This window comes from Methanosarcina spelaei (genome assembly GCF_002287235.1).
GTDB classification, from domain to species: Archaea; Halobacteriota; Methanosarcinia; order Methanosarcinales; family Methanosarcinaceae; genus Methanosarcina; species Methanosarcina spelaei.
This window is the reverse complement of record NZ_LMVP01000534.1, coordinates 1-21,435: the sequence shown is the minus strand read 5'-3', so window position 1 is coordinate 21,435 and position 21,435 is coordinate 1. Positions and strand designations below refer to the sequence as shown.

At 38.3% G+C, this 21,435-nt stretch carries 15 protein-coding genes and 1 pseudogene; 14 read left to right on the top strand and 2 right to left on the bottom strand.

Annotation, left to right across the window (positions count from 1 at the left end; all coding sequences use genetic code 11):
* The 3 genes from tnpC to ASJ81_RS19825 form a co-directional block, all read left to right on the top strand.
* Nucleotides 1–709 (top strand): IS66 family transposase (tnpC, locus tag ASJ81_RS19835; RefSeq protein ID WP_141241823.1); only part of this gene is annotated, 709 nt, incomplete at its 5' end.
* Nucleotides 710–1,024: 315 nt separating this feature from the next.
* The gene (locus ASJ81_RS19830; protein WP_095645867.1) at nt 1,025–1,312 is read left to right on the top strand and encodes a hypothetical protein; all 288 of its coding nucleotides are present in this window, start codon (nt 1,025–1,027) and stop codon (nt 1,310–1,312) included.
* Nucleotides 1,313–1,983: 671 nt separating this feature from the next.
* Nucleotides 1,984–3,213 (top strand): acyltransferase family protein, encoded by a 1,230-nt coding sequence (locus ASJ81_RS19825; RefSeq protein ID WP_095645866.1) that lies wholly within the window; start codon nt 1,984–1,986, stop codon nt 3,211–3,213.
* 243 nt (nt 3,214–3,456) lie between these two features.
* On the opposite strand, the gene ASJ81_RS19820 is transcribed toward ASJ81_RS19825, so the two are convergent.
* Nucleotides 3,457–5,295 carry a cation:proton antiporter domain-containing protein gene (locus tag ASJ81_RS19820; protein WP_095645865.1) on the bottom strand — a complete coding sequence of 613 codons (1,839 nt, stop codon included), beginning with the start codon at nt 5,293–5,295 and terminating at the stop codon, nt 3,457–3,459.
* 528 nt (nt 5,296–5,823) lie between these two features.
* Here ASJ81_RS19820 and ASJ81_RS19815 point away from each other — a divergent pair.
* From ASJ81_RS19815 to ASJ81_RS19780, 8 genes are all read left to right on the top strand, one after another.
* A complete protein-coding gene (locus ASJ81_RS19815; protein ID WP_095645864.1) occupies nt 5,824–6,468 on the top strand; it encodes a hypothetical protein in 645 nt (214 codons plus the stop codon).
* A gap of 354 nt (nt 6,469–6,822) precedes the next feature.
* Nucleotides 6,823–10,428, top strand: a complete 3,606-nt coding sequence (locus ASJ81_RS19810) for a tetratricopeptide repeat protein (protein ID WP_095645863.1) — start codon at nt 6,823–6,825, stop codon at nt 10,426–10,428.
* Nucleotides 10,425–10,640, top strand: coding sequence for a hypothetical protein (locus tag ASJ81_RS19805; RefSeq protein WP_095645862.1), 216 nt, complete (start codon nt 10,425–10,427; stop codon nt 10,638–10,640). The genes ASJ81_RS19810 and ASJ81_RS19805 overlap by 4 nt, the downstream gene beginning before the upstream one ends.
* Nucleotides 10,637–11,095 (top strand): hypothetical protein, encoded by a 459-nt coding sequence (locus ASJ81_RS19800; protein ID WP_095645861.1) that lies wholly within the window; start codon nt 10,637–10,639, stop codon nt 11,093–11,095. The genes ASJ81_RS19805 and ASJ81_RS19800 overlap by 4 nt, the downstream gene beginning before the upstream one ends.
* Nucleotides 11,096–11,233: 138 nt before the next feature.
* Entirely contained in the window at nt 11,234–12,559 is a 1,326-nt protein-coding gene (locus tag ASJ81_RS19795) for an APC family permease (RefSeq protein ID WP_245860356.1), read from the top strand.
* Nucleotides 12,560–12,651: 92 nt separating this feature from the next.
* On the top strand, nt 12,652–13,062 hold the full coding sequence (locus ASJ81_RS19790) for an SET domain-containing protein (protein ID WP_245860355.1): 411 nt from the start codon (nt 12,652–12,654) through the stop codon (nt 13,060–13,062).
* 397 nt (nt 13,063–13,459) lie between these two features.
* Nucleotides 13,460–14,266, top strand: coding sequence for a hypothetical protein (locus tag ASJ81_RS19785; protein ID WP_095645859.1), 807 nt, complete (start codon nt 13,460–13,462; stop codon nt 14,264–14,266).
* Between the two features lie 183 nt (nt 14,267–14,449).
* Complete coding sequence (locus ASJ81_RS19780) at nt 14,450–18,259, top strand: SIR2 family NAD-dependent protein deacylase (RefSeq protein WP_095645858.1); 3,810 nt, start codon at nt 14,450–14,452, stop codon at nt 18,257–18,259.
* Nucleotides 18,260–18,264: 5 nt separating this feature from the next.
* On the opposite strand, the gene ASJ81_RS19775 is transcribed toward ASJ81_RS19780, so the two are convergent.
* A complete protein-coding gene (locus ASJ81_RS19775) occupies nt 18,265–18,723 on the bottom strand; it encodes a pyridoxamine 5'-phosphate oxidase family protein (RefSeq protein WP_095645857.1) in 459 nt (152 codons plus the stop codon).
* A 261-nt stretch (nt 18,724–18,984) separates the two neighbouring features.
* On the opposite strand from ASJ81_RS19775, the gene ASJ81_RS19770 reads away from it, so the two are divergent.
* The 3 genes and pseudogenes from ASJ81_RS19770 to ASJ81_RS23060 form a co-directional block, all read left to right on the top strand.
* Entirely contained in the window at nt 18,985–19,488 is a 504-nt protein-coding gene (locus ASJ81_RS19770) for a MarR family winged helix-turn-helix transcriptional regulator (protein ID WP_095645856.1), read from the top strand.
* A 40-nt stretch (nt 19,489–19,528) separates the two neighbouring features.
* Nucleotides 19,529–20,935 carry an MATE family efflux transporter gene (locus tag ASJ81_RS19765; RefSeq protein ID WP_095645855.1) on the top strand — a complete coding sequence of 469 codons (1,407 nt, stop codon included), beginning with the start codon at nt 19,529–19,531 and terminating at the stop codon, nt 20,933–20,935.
* Nucleotides 20,936–21,069: 134 nt separating this feature from the next.
* Nucleotides 21,070–21,435 (top strand): annotated as a pseudogene (locus ASJ81_RS23060) (hypothetical protein); the annotation flags it as partial.

Genomic DNA, 21,435 nt, shown 5'->3' with positions numbered 1-21,435 from the left:
AGGAAAAAGACATTGGCTTCATGTAGCTTCTACTGACAAATACACCTGTTATTTTACTCATGCAAAAAGAGGATCCGAAGCTATTGATGCTATGGGAATTCTTCCAGAGTTTAAAGGGGTAGCAGTTCACGATGGATGGAAACCTTACAACAGTTATAATTGTGATCATGCTCTTTGCAATGTTCATCTCCAGAGAGAACTTACTGGAATTGAAGAGAATTATAAACAGCAATGGGCTAAAGATATGAATGAGCTGTTGTCTGAAATGAAAAAGTATGCTGATGAGTGTAAAGAGCAGGTCAAAAATCTAGATTTTGAACAAGTTAAGGCATTAGAAAAAAGGTTCAATGCTGTAGTCGCGAAAGGAATTGAAGAAAATCCACCTTCTTTAAATCCTGAAAGACAAGGAAAACGTGGTAAGAATCCAAAAACCAAAGCAAGGAATCTGCTTGATAGGTTTATAGAACACAAAGACAAGATTCTGAGATTCCTGACAGACTTGAAAGTTCCGTTTGAGAATAATCAAGCAGAAAGAGATGTCAGGATGATGAAGCTACAACAGAAAATATCAGGAACTTTCAGAACTGCACGAGGAGCGGAAGCTTTCTGCAGAATTAGAGCATATATTTCCACAATAAGAAAGAATGGTTTACCTGTTTTAGAGGGTATTCTCGCGGCGCTCAAAGGAGCGCCGCTAACTATACCCTGAATAGTTACAAGATTTCTTCTCTTTCAAATCTTGTCCGATTGACAGTGTGGTCCCACTTGAATAAAAATAAAAAGTATGTTTTGAATATCGATTTTATTTTTGGATATCTATTTCAGCGATTTGGATGAAAATTATATTTACAAAGATAAGACTTATATTACTGTGGCTTATTGCTGATATAGGTGCTGTTAAAAGTACAATAATAATAAACACAAAAATATTTTATGTATAAAATAAAACAGCATTACAACGAAACCCAGTTATTTAAATCGAAAAACGAATTCATGTTACCAATGTACTAAAAATGTGATCCCTATGCCCAGAAAATACACAAACAAGACAACCCATTTTATTCTCCACGATGACGGTACATTCGATGTCTACATAAACAAAAAGTTCAAAGAATGCGGACTATATGAGGAAACCCCGGACACTGTAAAACTGAACTACTTCAAACACTTTTCAATATTTCAAAAAGAAGTCGGGTGTTTGATTTCTGAGAATTACAGAATCTGGATAGAGGACAGGATAATTAATGTTCCCGGTGGCATCCTGGACAATGGGGTGTTCGTAGCTAACTGTGATGACGGAAGTATCATCTGAAAGATTGAAGCTTATGGCATTTATAAAAAATAGACAAAATTGTTTGGATTCGAAGGAATCCATTTTCGGAATTTTTTTGTTTAATTTTCTGACTTTTATCAAATTTCCTGACTTTTATCAAATCTTCTGAATTTTTTGTATCTTAATAATCAGTTGATATTTCCAAGAGTAGTTACACATTCGCTTTTGACTCTCATTTTCTGTTTTGTGTACACTAAATTAGCATGAAAATTATGCCGTCAGTATGCGTATTCATATAGTTGTGCATGTTATTCAAGGGATATCATCTTTATTTCCTGTACACAGGTAAGTTTAGAAAATAGACGTAACTGAGAAAAAACTCAAAAACAAAAAACATAAAGAAGAAGGGATTTTTCTAATCAGCAAGCTTTGATCTGGAATTCAGCACTAAACATCAGTACTTATTTCCAACATTCTCTCACCGCAGCTATATGATTCTAAAGCCGGACTCATTAACACGAACTGGAACAAATGGAAAGACTTATTTCATCTGCAGTTCTCGTTGTTCTAGAAGGATCCACCATAAACAATTATGGGTCTTACGTAATTAAGCTGAATCTGGACCTAATTTACTACACACAGTCAATAAATACGGTTTTGTGGAGATTTCTAGAGCATGTTTAAACAATAATTTTCCTTGAGCAACAAGTATGACTGAAAAGATCAACTATCTTGATGGGCTACGCGGTATAGCTGCGATTAACGTGATGATAATGCATTTCTTCATTATATTGATCCCGGCGATTATTTATAGTGATCGAATGCCTTCACATCTGGGGAATCTTGAACGGATTTTCTCGACCACGCCCTTAGGATTAATTGGCGCCGGAAACTTTTCGGTATGCATTTTCTTTGTTCTAAGTGGTTACGTATTAACCCAAAAATACTTTAGAACTAAAGACAAAAAAATAATTATAAGCGGCGCAGTACGCCGATATATCCGGCTGTTTGTTCCGGTGCTGGCAGCAACGGTTCTATCGTTTTTACTTGCATCAATCGGAGCATTCCATTATTATATTGAAGCCGTAATGATCTCAGGAAATAACAATTACGACAGCTATTGGACCTTTACGCCGGATATTGTTGATGCAATTAAGCAGGCGGTATGGGGGTCGTTTTTTACAGGAAGCGACACATATAACCCGGTTTTATGGACAATGACAGTAGAATTTTATGGGTCTATGCTTGTTTTCGCACTAGCTTTACTATTCGGAGTGCAACGGAACCGCTGGACATTCTACCTTGCCGCAGCCGTATTTTTCTTCAATTCCTACTATTTTGCCTTTATAACAGGAATGGGGCTTGCAGACATATTTAACAATAAAACGTCAGTGTTTAAAACCGATAACAAAATGATATTATCTGTTATACTGTTTTCAGGGTTATTTCTCGGGTCATATCCAGTAGGCACCGTAACAAGCGATTCATTATACGGTTTTCTTAATAACGGTTTCTTTGAGATCCCAAAACTGACATACCATATCCTGGGAGCCGTTATGATAATGTATGTCTTATTGAACAGCCAATGGCTGCAAAAAGTCTTTTCTTCTCCGGTACCGGTATTTCTTGGAAAAATATCCTACTCGCTGTACCTGATACATTTCCTGATAATAAGCAGTTTCACCTGTGCACTGTTCCTCGTATTGCACCCGATATTACCATATTGGATAGCTGTCTTTATTTCATGTTTCCTGTCCATACTATTGATAATACCCTTGAGCTACCTATTTTACAAGTACATTGATATGGTGGGTGTAGGACTATCGAAAATCTTTTACAATAGAGCTGTCGATCCTATCATATCCAGCAACTCCTGGAATATAAAGCAAAAATACCTGTCAAGCACGATTTTTGGAATATATAATAAAATATTTAAATAACAGTTTTTGTTTAAGCCAAGTACTCTACAGCTTGTTAAATAACATGCTAGCGCATCTTTGATTTTACTACGAAAAGTTTTGAAACTTTTCGTAATAGTAGCCCTGATTAACTATTAAAGATTTGAACTCAGAAACCCTATTTTGCCTTTTGGAAATGAGTTAATAGGCTTATTTTTAAATGTGCTTTAAACTTACCTGTACTCAAACTTACCTGTGCTTTATTAAACTTACCTGTATTCAAACTTACCTGTATAGTATATCAGAAACACTCTTTTTTGTACCTTGCTCTCCAATAACCGTTACAATATCATTATATTCAAGTTTCAGGCTACTATGTGCAATAATCGATTCATTTCCCCGTCTTATCATCACCATAAGGCTTTTTTCCGGAAAATTAATTTCCCTTATGGCCTTTCCCACGACCTTTGGATTGGTGACTTTGATTTCCATAACATTGCCTTCTCCTCCTACTTCACACAATGAGAAGAGGTGATTTCTTCCAATCATACTGTCCATCACCACAGCAGTTGTCATGGTTGGGCTCATAGCAAGGATTCCCAGGTCCCAAAAAGCGTTAAGATTTTCCATATTATTTACTCTGGCAACCAGCTGGTCTCCTTTGAATCCAAATCTTGCCTTTGCAATCTGGCAAAACAGGAGATTTGTGTCGTCCTTTTTTGTGGTTACAACTGCATACTTGGTGTTTTTAATTCCGGCTTTTTTAAGAGTATTAACGTCTGCTGCATTGCCCTGTATAGTCCTGATGCCTAATTCCATGCATTTGTTACATTCTTCTTCAGAGATATCTATAACTGTCACATTTTCGCCTCTTTTATCAAAGCGTTCAGCAAGAATCCGGCCTATTTTTCCTCCTCCGATAATCAAAATTCCCATAGGAATTACCTCCAGCATCTGAGCTACTCTTTTTGACATGCCTCCTGTTAAGAAGACAGTCACTATGACTGTCAGGAAGACTAAACCTACAATCGTTTGCCCTCCAGGCACCTTCATCTCATCCAATTTGATTGCAAAATAAGTTGCAATTGAAGCCGGCACTACTCCTCTTGGCCCCATGAATGATATGAAGAGTTTTTCATTGGTGCGGAGTTTTGAACTCCACATTGTGATAAAGACCGACATTGGGCGGACTAATAGAGCTATAAGTATAACTAACAAGATTCCTTTTATCCCGATATCCATGATATACCAGAACTTGATCATTGCTGCAAGCAGGACAAAGATCAAAGAGATCATTAAAGTTACCAGGTCACAGTTGAACTCCTTTATTGTTTCCTTATAGGGAAATTCCAAAGTTCCCGTAATAACTCCGAAGACTGCCAGTGCAAGGATTCCAGATTCATTGCCCATAATTTCTGACAGTACATAGCAGGCAAAGATCGAGATAAGAGTAATCAACCTGGCAGTCCTTTTGCTAACGGAAGTACCGGTTGTAAAAAACCAGTGGAGTGCAAATCCGCTCAATATTCCTATTAATAACCCAATTCCAAGCCTTTCAAGGATGAAGACTGCTGCATCTATCCTTGAAATTTCTGCTGCAATACATTCAAAAACCACCGCAGTCAAGATCACACTTGCAGCATCGTTTAAAACGCTCTCAAGTTCCAGGATCTTGCCAACCTTATGTGAAACATGGAGATTCCGGATTATTGGACCAACAACACTGGGACCGGTTGCAGTAACCAAAGCTCCGAAAAGGGCAGCAATTTGAAGGGGAACATCTATGAGAAAGTAGGTAAGTGTGGTAATCCCGACAAAAGTAATTAAAACACCAATAGTGCTTAGTTTAAGAACGCTTTCCTGAACCCCCCTGAGTTGTTTCAAGTCAACCTGAAGCCCTCCGTCGAAGACTATAACAGACACACAAATAGCTACAATGGCACTGAGCACGTCCATATAGAGAACAGGGTTTAGTAGATTAAGAATTTCTGGCCCAACTATTACTCCTTCGATCAATAGAAAGATGATAACAGGAACCTGAAAATAATGGCTAAGGGTTTGTGCCAGAAGGGATAGAACGAGCAAGGCAATAACTATTTCCATTAGAAATATAGGATCAATCATTACACTCCCTAATTAATAACGCACATCTTGATTAAAAAATTTTGGGTGTTTTGATTGTCAAATTAATGACAAGTTTGAGATATATCTCAGATCTCGTATGTCAGGTCACATATCTTATGAAGAGATTTCTGGCTTTTTCTTAAATGGGATTACAAGTTTATTGAGGTTAACAGACTCGTACTGATAATATACAACATTACTACTCATTGTCAAACAGAAATATCCGGAAGTTGCAGAAAGGTCATATTTGAAAGGATAGAGCATGGGTTAAGAAGTGCCTATTTTTCTTAAATAAGTTTCCCCTCCGAAAATGAAAGCTATTTCTTAAACCCCCTTGATTAAGTTTTTCAGTTTTTTAAGTGAGTTAATTTTTACAACCGGTTAGCCTTGTATTAAATCAGTTCGTTCACATGAGCTAGTTTACTTACAATGGACAGTTTACGAATAATTTATAACGTCGATTGCTGAATCATTCGCAACAAACAGATTTATAAATTGCTTATCTTAATGGGTGTAAGAGGCGCTCTTATGATTGAAATGAAATTACACGGTACATACAACATCTATTATGCAATTCTTGGCATGCGGAACCCTATGAACTCCTGGCACCTAATGGACAGCAGCAAGCCTGATGAGGCAGGAAACTGTACGCTTGGAGAAAAGGACCTGAACCTGGCCCAGCGCCTGACCCTCGCAGGGAACGAGCACGGCAAGTTTTTAAGGTTCATTACGGTCTGTTTTGACCTTACAGCCCCAATATACTGGTGGAAAGAATTTGATACCTACAAATTCGCAGAAAAGAACTCCACGTCAACTATGCACAAACTGACAAGCAGGGAGCTTACTCCTGACGATTTTTCTTTCGATACCCTGACAGATTACAGGAATGACCAGATCCGGCACCTGAACGACCTTATCAAAGAATACAAATCCTGCGAGGGAGACAGTGAAGAAGACAGCGAATGCCGGAAAGCGATATTTAGGGAACTCGTCCAGGACCTGCCAAGTGCATTTATGCAGAAAAGGACTGTTGTAACCAACTACGCTGAGCTCAGAAACATTTACTTCCAGCGCCGCAATCACAAACTTGATGAGTGGAGGGAGTTTTGCACCTGGATGAAAGAGACTCTGCCGTATGCAGAAGAGCTTATCTGCGTGGAAAAGACAGAATAAAAGGAATTTCACCAGCAATAATCTTTTTCAGCATCCCTGCTGGAAATAAATTTGATTTTAGAACCTTTGCTGGGAATAAATTTGATTTTAGAACCTTTGCTGGGAATAAATTTGATTTTAGAACCCCAGGCTCTCACCGGTCGTGCAGCCACGACCGGCTTTTCCCAAAATTAAATTAAAAAATTTGAAAATTTGTTTTTTCAAATTTTAGATTTCAGATACTTGTCGTTTTTTCATAAGTTAAAACGTTAGTTCCAGACTTCGATTTCATTTTTACGTCTTCAATATTATTTTTATTATTATATTCTCTTTAAATTTATTAATTATGAAATCCAATAAAGATCAGTGATCTTTTTGAAATACTCTTCTCTCTATTTTCAGGTTACCCAATCCTCAGAAGCTTCTTCCCATAAATATCGTGCCTCGATTCTGCAGGATGGAAATATTGTAGTAAGCAATGATTTCGAACTCAGACAAGACCTTAAACTCTCTCAGATGCTTGAAAAAATAGAGGAAAAAGTTACTAAAAGTCCTGAAAAGCCAGAAAATCAAAAGGACAAGGTAGAGTTACTGGAAGAAGAGGAAAGAGATAAGCCACATATCGAATTTGGGAAAATGCTTTACAGCAAGGTATTTTCCGGTCAACTTGGCGAGTATTTCAACAACTCCGTAAAGGAAGTCCAGGAAAATGGCAATGGGCTCAGGATTTCACTTAGGTTTGGTGAAGATGTCCCTGAAATTTCAGCGCTGCCCTGGGAATATCTCCATGACGACGAAGATTTTCTGATTCGAAGAAGAAACATCCTGATTTCAAGGCTGCCAGCAGGCGTGAAGAGGAAAAATCTTGAACCTCTTGATTCCGTACTCAGGATGCTGGTAATAATTTCCGGTCCTGATGATCCCAGGATTTCACCTTTGAACACGGAAAAAGAACAGGAAATTATCCTTGAAGCCGTGGACAAACTCCAAAGGTATCAGAAAATAAAAGTGGACTTTACTGAAGACGCAACCTTTGAAAACGTCGAAGGCTACCTGAATGAACAGGATTACCATATTATCCATTTCACAGGCCACGGGATCAGCATAGACGGAAAAGGTCATCTTGTTTTTGAAAACGAAGGCCAGAAAGCAAGATTTATTGATAACAAAACTCTATCAGACCTTTTTTCCGAACGAGGCATCCGGCTTGTGGTGCTCAGTTCCTGTGAATCTGCCAAAGGTTCGAATAAAAAAGCTTTTGGAGATCTGGCCAGCATGCTTTCCAAAAAAGGAATTCCTGCTGTTGTGGCAATGCAATATTCCGTACTTGATGACGTTGCCATAAAGTTTGCGTACCATTTTTACAGAGCAATTGCAAGCGGAAAGCCTGTTGACTTTGCTTTAAAAGAAGCCAGACTTGTGATGAAAAACTTAGAAAACGGTAATGGACTTGACTTTGCAACGCCTGTACTTTATCTTTCAGACTGCAACTGCGTTAATGTAGAGAATTTAAAACCGGAAACTTCTGAATTCGAAATCAAACCCACTAAATTGTCAGATTTGCTGGATTTACCGGTGATGAATAAAGGCTTCGTTGCCAGGAAAAAAGAGCTTCGAATTCTGGAAAAAGGCTTTAGATCCGATGTAAAGCGTGCTGCCATTATTCACGGTTTTGGAGGTATGGGAAAAACCGTTCTTGCAACCCGACTGGCGAAAAAGATGGAGGAATATTTCGATGGGGCTCTCGGGATGAAGTGTACTTCAACCATCCGACCTGAAGATATCCTGAACAAAATTAACAGCTTCTTAATGATGAAAGGAAGATATGAACTTAATCAGATAATCAATCAGCAAGTTCCTTTTCAAGTTAAAACCTCCCTGCTGGTGAACATACTTAATCAGCTGCGTTTCCTGATAATCCTTGACAACTTTGAAGATTGCCTTGACGAAGACCGAAAAGACATTGAAAACCCCGAACTCAAGGCATTCATCCGGCATCTTTTTAACAACACGATCAGCAATACAAAATTCATCATAACAACCCGTTACGATTTTGATCCCCTCGAAGGCAGGTTGCCTGAAAGCATTGGACATATTTCCCTTCCTGAACTCCATTTCCCTCAGACAAACTGGCTTATGAACAATTTAACTGAACTGGCAGATCTGGGGATTCAAAAGAAAAAGAAAATATATGATGTTATTGGTGGCCATCCCTGGACGATAGGCCAGTTTTCAAAGCATGCAGCCGTTAAGGGAGTAGATGATTTATTGCTGGATCTATCGCCCCTGAAAAAAGAGCTTATTGAGTTTACCCTGCTGGAAAAGTCTTTCTCCAAATTAGATGAAGGCGCCAAAAAACTGCTCCTCTGCGCCTCAATCTACGAAGAAGCCATTGCTGTCGAAGCATTGTCATGGATTATCGGCAATGAGAAAGATGAAAGTCCTGCTGTCGGAGAACCTCTAAATAAACTTCTTCAATGGGGTCTCATTTCAAAAGAACAGGAGTATGATAAGAGTGTTTACTTGGAGCACACGATTGTAAAAGATTTTGCACGGAAAAAACTAGAAAAAGACGGACTGAACAAAAAAGAGCTTCTTATCAGGGCTGCCAGATACTATGAAAATTTAGTTTCTCAAACCGGAAACCTCTGGGATTATTTAAAAGCACGAGACTATTACTTCCAGGCAGGAGATTGGGAAAGTGCAAACGAAGTTGTAGAAAGTACAGTAAATTCTCTTATTCACTGGGGATATATTAAACTTGCAATGGATTTATTAAATGATTCTATTAACACGACATCAGGAGAAACAAAAACAAACGCTGAGTACAACCTTGCGATAATTTACTACCTCCTTGGTGATCTGAATACATCATTGAAAATATATAGTGATATTTTATCTAAATATGAGGAAATGGGGAACAAAAACGGAATCGCACAAACACTGTACCAGCTTGGAATGATTCATCAGGATCAAGGCAACTACAAAGAAGCGGTGAAACTATACAATCATTCACTGAAAATCAACAAAGAACTGGGAAATAAAAACGAAGTTGCGTACACACTGCACCAATTTGGACTGATTCATCAGCAGCAGGGTAATTATGAAGAGGCAGCGAAAAAGTACACACAGTCCATTAAAATGAAAACAGAGTTGGGGGATAAATGTGGAATTGCATATACATTGCACCAGCTTGGAAATGTTTACTGCATTCAGGGCAACTACGGAGAAGCCGTGAAAAATTATGACCAGTCTATGAAACTGAATGAAGAGCTTGGGGACAAAAACGGAATTGCAAAAGCACTGCACCAATTTGGACTGATTCATCAGCAGCAGGGTAATTATGAAGAGGCAGCGAAAAAGTATGCCCAGTCCCTTAAAATGAAAAAAGAATTGGGAGATAAAAGTGGAATTGCAATAACATTGCACCAGCTTGGGATGATTCACGAGAAGCAGGGCAACTACGAAGAAGCCATGAAAATGTATAATCAGTCCCTGAAAATTGCAGATGAGCTGGGAGACAAAAACGGAATCGCAATAACACTTCACCAGCTTGGAACGATTCATTATTTCCAGGGTAACTACGAAAAAGCATCGGACTTATACAACCAGTCTCTGAAAATGAAAAAAGAAATGGGTGATAAAAACGGAATTGCACAAACACTTCACCAGCTTGGAATGATTCATCAGGACCGTGGTAACTACAAAGAGGCAGTGAAAATGTATAATCAGTCCCTTAAAATGAAAGAAGAATTGGAAGATAAAAGTGGAATTGCATCAACACTGCACCAGCTTGGAGTGACTAATGAAAAAAAGGGGGAATGTAGTAGTGCTCTCAGGAATTACTTAATTTCTTTCTCAATCTTTGAGCAATTGAATTCGCCTAATAAAGAGATTGTTTCCAAATCCCTTTTAAGACTGCGAAGTCAGATGGGAGAAGAAGAATTTAATGCTGAATATGAAAAGCTGGTGAATGAATGACTTCTGAACTCATCAAATGTCCTCACTGCGGGTACAAATATTACACAGATGTAGAAAAAATTGTTGAAGATGGGAAAACTCCAGTACTACGCGTCGGTTTTTCTGATGTTAAAAAAGTATTCAGCCGAAGGACTCCAAAAAGTATGTTTATAGATCTTACCTGTCCAAATTCTAATTGTAAAAAAGCATTCGAGTGGGAAGTAAAGGTATGACTGAAGAGGAAGTTGAAAGCGGGACTGGTGAAGAAGAGATTCCTTTTGTTCCAGTTGAGCCCAATCCTTTTTGGAAAAAGAATGCTGAAAAGCTTGTTGGGGAATCTATTTCGGTTGTGGAAGATACGGCAAAACAGTTTGTAGTCGTTACAGGGCTGCTTCAAGGGATCTATTTTCATGCTATTGCATTTTCAGATATTAAGGGAGCAGATGGATATTCGGTTTTGATTTATCTGGCTCCGCTTGTGCTGTGGTTGCTGAGTTTGATTTTTGCGGTAATGGTACTTCTTAGAAAAAGGTATAAGATTAACATAAATTCCACCAGCAGTTCAAAGAAAGTATTCGAGGATATGGTGAAAATTAAGTACAGATACATCCGGATTTCGGGTTTTTTCCTGATTTTTAGTTTTGTAGCTCTTGCTGCTGCTTTTTTACATTACCTGGATATGTTTTAATTTTTTCCGATGTTTTATTCTTTTCTTCTACTGAGAGTTTTCAGAAAAATATATTTAGTATGTGTTTTAATTGTCTGAAAGCCTGTTTGCGAACAAATAAATATACAGAACCTTTTACAGGTAGCCTAAGAGATAAAAATGACCGAACTTAAGAAAACGATTTCCTTCACTCGGGGCATGGGGCTTGCAATCTGCATGCTTATAGGTACAGGCATTCTTGCACTGCCAGGTTTGGCACTTGATGCAGGCACTGTCTATGAAGCAATCCTTGGCTGGTTCCTTATAGCGATTGTCGCAGTCCCTCTTATCGAAGTCTGCTCCAGCCTTGGCCTTAAATTTCCTTCAACAGCCGGACTTGCAGGTTATGCTGAAAAGGCTGTTGGGCCCTGGGGAGGATATGCGGTTTCCTACCTTGTGGGAGGCTCTTTCTTTTTCGGGCTTCCTGCAGTTGCCCTTATTGGCAGCGAGTATATGAAGCAGCTTTTCCAGCTGTCTGAGGCAGGAGCAGCCCTTTTTGCAATCCTGCTTGTAACCCTGATGTTTCTTTCGAACCTGGCAGGGATGAAGGTTATCTCTCTGATTAATTACGCAGCTCTGGCTGTCCTTTTTCTGTTAATTGGCCTGCTTATTGTCTTTAACCTTGATTTCCTGAACGCAGGCCTCGGGATTGCCAGCGAAGCTTTTAGCGGTAACGTGCATATAGACCTGCATAACACCTGGAAAGTTGCAGCTCTCCTTTTCTGGGCTTTTCTGGGCTGGGAAAATCTTTCTTTTTCCCTGGGAGAAATAAAAGATCCTGAAAAAAATGTACCTCGCCTTTACTGGCTGAGTTTTGCCCTTGTGACCTCAATCTACCTTGTGCTTGCCTTAATCAGCACGGGAGCCAGTGTTTCAGGCGTTTCTCTTCAGGGAGCAGCAGGGCTTTCCGGCCTTGTGCTTTTTACGCCAGGAGGAAAACTGCTCATCTGGCTCATGATAATAGTTATTGCAGCAAATGCCTGTTCATGGGACTTTACTGCAAGTCGCCTGCTCTATGCCGGAGGCAGGACAGGAATTTTTCCTGAAGTTTTCGGAAAGCTTTCAAAAAGGAATATTCCTGTGCCCAGCCTGGTTGGGCTGTATGTACTTTCGATTTTCCTGATTCTCGGAAGTTATCTACTCAAAATTCCCGTATCAGCTATGATGATGCTTGTAAACCAGAACTTCGTTTTCCTCTACGCCTTCATTATAATTGCCTACTGGAAAACCGAAAACGGCTGGAAGAAATGGATTTTTTCGGCTCTTTCACTCGTGTCCTTGAGTTTTTTAGTCTCAGGGTTTACCTGGAAAATAGCTTATCCGATCTTTTTGATAGGCTTTGGATACTACAGGTTTCTCAGGAGTGCAGGTGAAATTTCTACGTCCAAAATCCCTGCATCCGAAGACGAAATTGTACGCCGTGAAGATGGCTCGGGAAATCTCTAATCTGGCCAAGCATTGAATTAAAAATTTGAAGGGAAACCTATAAGTTATATGTTTTCTCAAATAATAATACAGTTTCCGATATTTTTCTAATTTTGCAGGGACATGGTCATATGTTGTTCATAACTGTTAAAGACTCACCTGGAAGAGGGAGAGGCATATTTGCACAGCGAAATTTCAAAACAGGTGAGGTAATAGAAACCTGTCCTGTCATAGTTTTACCCACTGAAGAAATAGACGCACTTGAGCTTACCCAGCTCTACAATTATTACTTTGCGTGGGGTCCCGACTCAAAAGATGCAGCTATCGCGCTGGGCTATGGCTCCCTTTATAACCACTCGTACACTCCGAATGCAAGGTACTACAAAGACTTCGATAACAAACTTTTAAAATACGTCTGTATAAGAGATATTAAGGAAGACGAAGAAATCACAATAAACTATAACTGCGACCCTGAAGACAAAAATCCGGTCTGGTTTGATCTTGCAGGTCCGGAAGATATTTAAATTTAATTAAATATTTAAGGACTGGCGTTTTTTGAGACAAAAGAGGCATTTTCCGGTCTTTATATGTTTACAGACATTTTTTCAGGCTTTTTCAGGTTTTTAGGTATTATAAGGCATTTTACAGGTTTTTAGGCATTATAAGGCATTTTACAGGTTTTAATCTCTTTAAAACGTTTTTATCCTCTTTCTGGCCATTTTGAAGCTTTTTTCAGGCCCTTTTTAGATTTTATCCTTTCAAACTCTTATCCTCAGGTTTTTTCCTGAAATTGTCTGGTACGAGCACGAAGGTTATATTTCTTCAGTACTTTATATTGAGAAACTGACCTTGCTGGATTCAATTCCTGACTTAATCGGAGGCCTGAAGTTTTTCTTGATAATACACTGAAGGGGTTGGAAGTTGGAAAACGATATATTCACGGTTTTTCGGTTAAGCCTGTTTGAGACCTTCTATGTCACAGGTTCTCTGATTCTTGTAGGAATAGTACTCGGCCTTCTTGAGAACCGAGCTAACTTTTACGTCCAGAGTACTTTTGGCAGAAAAGGGATTCTGGTTACAGCCTGGATAGGTACTCCCATTCACGAACTCGGCCACCTGCTGATGTGCTATGTATTCAGGCACAAAATAACCAAACTCAAGCTGTTTTCCCGCAAGGAAAAAGACGGAACCCTTGGATATGTCAACCACAGCTGGAACCCAAAAAGCCTCTACCAGAATATAGGAAACTTTTTCATAGGCATGGGCCCGATCTTCAGCGGTACGGCTGCTCTTATTATTGGAATGCACCTGCTGCTTCCGGATTCCTTTGCAAGGGTTACCGACTATCTTACCCTTGAGCCTGCCCAGCCTGACCAGTATATTTTGACAAAAATCTTCACCCTTACCGCAGGTCTCTTTCAAAGCATATTTTCGTTAGAAAACCTGTTTTCTCTCAATTTCTGGATTTATTTTGCCCTGGCAATCGCAATCTCTTCACATATAGCCCTGAGCAAAGAAGACCTTAAAGGAGCAGGCAGGGGTTTTGTAACCATACTCTTTTTTATTTTGCTGATAAATTTGGTTGCTTTTGTTTTCAATGCTGATTTTTCCGGTCTTTTTGCGGAGATACTGGCTCTAAACGTATATCTTGTAGCTTTTTCAATGATTTCGATTGTTTTTTCTTTAATCAGGCTGGTTTTAAGTGTTTTTGCATATTATCTGGTCTAAAAATTTTTAATTTAAGATATGAGGTAGTATACTTGATCTAAATTTTTATGGCTAATTACGCCCGAAAAAAGAAATATGTTAATATCTTAAGGTAATATGTATTTTTTGAATAGTTATATTTCCTTTTTACATACATGGCTATTAATTCTATTATCTCTATAAATAAACGGGGTTTCTTTCATAATGAGTTCTGTAATTCTCCCTGATCAAATTCACATAGAACAAATAAAGAAACGGCTTTGGTGTGGCCGTGAATTTGGTCAAGCTGCAGTAATGATTGGTGCGGGTTTCAGCAAAAATGCAGATAGAGTATCTTATAACTCTCCGCCTTTTCCTCTATGGAGGGAGATTGCAGAGGGTATGTATAGCGCCTTATATCCACCAATCTCTGACTCCACTGATGATAGACTAATGGCTACTTCAGGAGAAGGGGCTTCAAAATTAGCTTTAGAATATGAAACAATGTTCGGACGATCTGCTCTCGATAACTATTTGTTAAAATCCATCGATGATGGCAGTTATCATCCAGGAGAATTACATAAGCTTTTACTCTCTCTCCCTTGGTCGGATGTTTTTACTACTAACTACGACACGCTGCTTGAGAGAACTAGAGTTTCTATTTATGAAAGAAAATATGATCTTGTTGAGACTCTTCACGACATGCCAGGTAAAATGAAGCCACGAATAGTGAAACTTCATGGAAGTTTTCCATCTCATCGCCCATATATTATTACGGAAGAAGATTTTCGTACTTATCCTAAAAAATTTGCACCATTCGTAAACATGGTTCAGCAATCAATGATGGAGAATGCTTTTTGCTTACTTGGGTTTTCTGGAGATGATCCTAATTTTCTGTCTTGGTCTGGTTGGGTTCGTGACAATTTAGGTGACTCAAAGCCTCCTATCTATCTTTGTGGTTTACTCGAACTCTCACCTTCTAAAAGAAAATTGCTTGAAAATAAGGGAATAATTCCTATAGATTTATCTCCCATGTTTCCGAAATTTAAATTTCCAGAAGATACTCGTTACAAAGAATCAATAAAATGGTTTTTAGAAGAGTTACAGAGAGGTAAACCTCCGAATCCAATGGAATGGCCTGAAAATTCACAAGAAGATCATTATACGTATCCTCAAAATATCCAGGCAGATGATCTTAGAAAATTATGTGAGATATGGAGCAAAGAAAGAAAAGAATATCCTGGTTGGGTTATTGCTCCAAAAATGAATAGAGATATCATTTGGGACCACACAAAGTATTGGATTGACACTGTTTCTAGTTATATTAAGACACTTACAGATATAGAAAAGCTTCTTTTACTGTATGAACTAAATTGGAGGTTAGAAATTACCTTAACGCCGCTTTTTAGTAACTGGACTGAAATAATCAGTCAGACAGTTGAAAAGTTCAATCCTTTTCCTTCTTACATTGAGATTCCAAGTGCTTCAATAGAAGCAGATCAAATAGAATACAAGAGCCTTAATTGGGAGCGAATTAGAGTATGTTGGTTAGAACTGGCTTTTGCTCTTGTTAGAGAATCTAGAGAAAATCATAATGAAGAGCAATTCTTGCTATGGATTAATCGTTTGGAATGCTTACTAAGTATGCAAAAAGATTGGAGAGCAAGATTATCTTACGAAAAATGCTTATTCTTCTTATTTAAGTTAAACCAAGAAGAAGTAAGAAAGTGCCTTGAAAATTGGCCTCAAATAGATGACTTGCCTTTATGGGAAGCAAAAAGAGCTTCAATACTTGCTGAACTTGGAGACTTAGATGAGGCTGAAAAAATAGCAGAAAGGGCTCTCCAAAAAGTACGTGCTCAAATCAAACCCTATGAGATAGATTGTTTCACACTATCTCGAGAAGGTTGGATAATGTTTTTTTTGAGGCAGATAAAATATGGCCAAATAATAAAGAAAAACACTGGCACAGAGGATTTTGTGAGAGAATATAGGGACAGATGGGATAAACTAAATATATATAGATGCAATCCTGATCCTTATCTCGAATCATTAAGGTTAAACGTAGAAAAAATTCAATCACCATTGTTTGAAAGGGAAAGTATAGATCCAAGTGAACGCATTTCTGCTGTCCTTCCTGCATTCTCATTTCTTAGGATGTTTGAAGAAATAGGTTTACCGGTTAGATGTGGTCCTATTGCTATGTATCCTGATCCTGTGAATAATTCCTCAATTTTAATTTCACCGTATGCACCTCTTTGGGCTTTGAGTTTTATGGTAAGAACAGGAATAGATGAAGGTATAAAAAAACAGTTTAATGAAGTTAAATTAGGCCTTCTTACTCCTGAAGAAGTGGATCTTTTGTATAAGTTATTTACTAACTCTTTAAATCAGGCTGTAAAATATTTAGAATTAAATCCCCTGGAGTGTCACGGAAATAGTCACTCAGTAAATCAAATAGAACTTGCTTCAGAGATGTTGTCACGTCTTTGCATTCGTTTATCTACTGACCAGTTGGATGAATTGTTCAGATTAGCAGTTGATATATATAAGATGCAACTCTTTAGTAAATACCCCTTCTTGTATGACTGTATAAAATATATTTTTGAGAAGCTTCTTCTCAATATGCCCCAATCCGAAATACTACAAAGAGTACCAGATCTTCTTTCTTTACCTATTCCGACAGAAAATTTTGAAGTTAAAGCTCAAGATTGGCCTGAGCCACTTATTTACGTTGAATGGGCTCAAAATACTATCTTGGACTCAAATTTTGATAGATCTCTTTGGACTAAACCTATTAGTAATCTAATCAGTATTGTCAAAAATGGAAGTCCAGAAGCAAGAAATATAGCAGTACTAAGATTAGCAAGGATCTATGAGATTAATGGATTAAACAGTAAAGAATCTGAACTATGGGGTGAAGCTCTTTGGGAAAGAATAGATACAGAAAAAGGTATTCCAGGTGAAACTCAATTATTTGACTCACTATATCTTCTTCTGCCAGAAACCGAAGAAGGAATTGCAAAGAAAAATTTCCATAAATATCTTACTTCAAAAGATTTCCATAGAGTGATACAAAAATCTCAAACTCCTGATGGAAAAGTGAATAAGAGATTCATGGGTCGAAGTACAGAAATAAAAGAGTGGCTTAAAGGAACTAAATCTCAGTTTCCCTGGAATGAAAAGAAAAACAAAAAACTTGAGGATTGGACACTTGAAGAAATGATATCCTTATTAGATAAAGCAATATCATTGTGGAATGAGGAGAAACATGAACTACATGAAGATACACCTTATTTCCTTCACTTTTTTTCTGATACAGTGAGAGAACAGTTTAAAGACATGGTTCAGTTGATCTCGCAAATTATACTTCCAAGATTAGGACCAGCTTCTGGAGATGTAAAAGCTCGTGTAAAAAACCTGTTATCCGAAATGGAACAGTTTAATATTTGTGTACTAAGTGCCTTACCGATGACTTTATTTATTGAACCTGAAAATTACGATGAAGTTTCACAAAAAACTAGACTTGGTCTTAACTCAGCTAAGAACGAAGAGGTCCGTGAGGCAGCTCGCGGTCTATTTAACTGGATTATCTTAGGAAACATAGGAAAAATAAAGTCCCCTCCAAATGACTTGTTGGATGAATTAATTAATAGAGCTATTATGAGAAGACAACCTGGACTTGGATCGATTATTGACTGTATTTCTGGCATTGTCAAGAGACTCCCTGGACTTATTAATGAAAAACAAATTGAATCTTTAATAATCGCTCTACAATATCTTATAAAAGACACCGAGCTACCTGACAAAAAGGAGCTATACAAAACAAGAGACTCTTTAATTTCAGTTGATAAACTTCCAACATACAGAAAATTATGTGCAGAATTATCGTTTTGGATTTTTCAAAAACTTAAAAATGAAGATAAAGAGATTCCTCCAATTATCATAGATTGGAGAGAAGCTTGTTTGAAAGATCCATTTCCTCAAGTAAGAAAGGTTTGGTTACAACAAACTGAGAAAGAAGTTACTCATTAAAGACTTCAGAATCCATGCTGCTTTCCTGTCATCTCTTCAATCTCAATCTTAATTACACACAGCCTGTTAACTTTCCATTCTTCAAACTCAAAAGGCCCTTTTTTTCCGTAGTGCTCGGAAAGGACAGTAAGCCCTTCTACTTTTTCATCATAATCCTCAACAAACCGAGCCTGTCCGTTACCTACAACACTTCGGTAGCGGACGTTGTATTTACATATATCTTCGGCAGTGACGACTTCAGCCTCGACATCGGCTTCGAAAGCGACTCTGGAGTTCCTGTTCAGAATATCGATTTTCTTGCCTTTGCAGGAACTGTGAAGATAAATTTTGTTATCTTTGTATCCGAAAGCCATTGGGATAATGTAGGGCTTGTCTGAGTCCGAGAGAGCGAGACGAAGGAACTTTGCCTTTGAGATAATCTCTTCTATCTGCTGCTGATCCTGGATTAAGTCTTTACTTACCATTTTTTCACCTTAAAGAAACTCATTTGCTATAAAAACGCCATAAAAACCTGTAATGAATATTTACTCTTGTAATAAAAGTCATTTCCTGTCTGAATTTATATACCAACCAGTTATTTTGCACCCAAATAGTATAGTTTCACTCGGAACTATTATATACCTCACAAGCCTATAGAGATCGGGTCAGTTCCATTTGCAACGATTTTCAGAATGGTTTTTATTAAAAAACAAGCCGTTCAGATCATAAAATATGAAGGATAAGTTATGGAAAATTCACGAGAAACAAACTTAAGAGAAACAAACTTAAGAGAAACAGACCCAAGAGAAATATTAGGCCCTATTGCCTACATCTACAGGACCCATCTGGCGTACATGGTAAAGGAACTTGAAGCTTACAGGGTCGGAAGCGGACAGTTTGAGTTTTTACTATTATTATACTATAAAGACGGAGTCTCCCAGGAAACTCTTGCAAAGGAACTGAAAGTTAGCAAAGCAACAAGTGCCAGAGCAATTCAGAGTCTGGAAGAAGAAGGTTATGTTTACAGGGAGAGAGACGAAACTGACCTTCGAGCTTACAGGGTTTACCTGACTGATAAAGGAAAGGAAATGAGAGATATAATCTTTAAGAAGTTGACTGCTTTTACAGATATTCTCTTTTCGGGTTTTACCTTTGAAGAAAAAGAAATTTTCAGGCTTCTAATTCATAAAGCTGCGATTAAACTTTTTGAGCCTGGGGTTGAGCCTCCATCGGATAGGTCAGATGATTGAGGTGAAAAGCGACAGAGGTAAAAACGATGGAGATTAAAACATGGATGAAAAAAGTGCGTTTCTTGGTACGGATAACATAAGGAAGCTCCTGTTTAAGCTTTCGACTCCTATTGTCATCGGAATGCTGGTTCAGGCCATTTATAACGTAGTAGATACCTTTTTCGTGGGAATGGTCTACGGAGCAGATGACGTTCAGGCCATAGGCGGACTTTCAATAGCTTTTCCGATCCAGATGATGGTGATGGCTTTTGGAATTATGCTCGGAACAGGAGGTTCTTCCATAATTTCACGTGCCCTTGGAGCTCGAGAAAATGAAAAAGCCGAAAGAGTTCTTGGAAATGTTTTTTCCCTAAGTTTGATATTAAGCGTACTTATAGCCATTCCCTGCCTTTTGTATCTTAGTCCGATCTTGAAGGTTTTCGGAGCAACTGCTGGAGTCCTGCCCTATGCCATAGATTACCTTAAATATATAATACTGGGAGGGACTGTCTTTGTCTTTGGGATAGCTGTCCAAAACATTGTCCGATCTGAAGGAAATGCTCGCCTTGCAATGAATGCCATGCTTGTAGGAGGCGGCCTCAATATCTTCCTTGACCCGTTTTTTATGTTTGGTTTCGGAATGGGTGTAAAAGGGGCTGCAATTGCAACTGTAATATCACAGGCCATAGCTTCGGTCTGGCTCCTGCTGTACTACCTCAAAGGAAAAGGAGCTGTTCGTTTCAGGTCAGAAACTTTGAAACCGGATTTGGAAATTGTTAAGGAAATTGTGACCATAGGCATTGGGTCTTTTGTAATGCAGTGCTCGAGCAGTTTCATGATGATTTTCGTGTTTAATGCACTTGCAACTTATGGAGGAGATGGCGCAATTGCCGTTTTTGGTGTAATAATAAAGGTTAACTCTTTCATTTTCATGTCCCTTCTAGGTATGGGCTTTGGTCTGCAGCCGATTGTCGGGTTTAATTACGGAGCAAAAAAATATGGAAGAATAGCAGAGGCTGTGAAATTATCACTTGCAGCGACAACGGCTATTGGAACACTTGGCCTGCTGATCATTTTACTCTTCAAAGAACAAATTCTCGGATTATTCAGTGCAGATCCGCAGTATCTGGAGATTGGAAAAAGTGCTATAACGATAATGCTTCTGGGGATGCCTCTGGTAGGCATGAATGTTATCACATCAATCCTGTTCCAGGCCTTAGGAAAAGCCAGGCCAGCCTTTCTTCTTTCAATTAGTCGGCAGCTTCTTTTCCTTATCCCTCTTGTTACCTTCCTCCCAGGGTTCTATCAACTCAATGGAGTTTGGGTGGCTTTTCCGGTATCGGACTTTCTGGCGTTTCTGCTTTCCGGATTCCTGCTTTTCAGGGTTTATAAAGTTTTCAAAGAATATAAAGAGTCTTCAAAAACAGCCACAGGATCTGAAACTGCAGATCAAATATCTTCCATCTAACATCTCATAAAAGATGTTCAGACCATACCACAAGACTGTTAACGAAAGCAATATAATATGCACAAAAATAGAATTGGATTTATGTTCATTAAAAAAGCTTAGCTCAGACACGACTGAGCTTTTAGAGGGTGAGTATGACACTTAGTGAAATACTAGATTCTTTTAAAACAAAACTTAACCCCTCGAAATTTATAGACTCACTCGAAAAAAAAGCGAGTTTCTATGATGAATCTCAAAATGATTCCGAGGGAAATTCTTTGGAGGAGAATCTGAAAAATAACCCATATCTTAATTCTGGAAATAATTCTGGAAATAATTCTGGAAATAATTCTGGAAATAATTCTGGAAATAATTCTGGAAATAATTCTGGAAATAATTCTGGAAATAATTCTGGAAATAATTCTGCTGAAAGCTCTAATGGTATAAGGATATCAAAAAATAAAGACGAGCCTCTTATCAAACTGACCGATGTCTGGAAAATCTATCAGATGGGGGAGGTC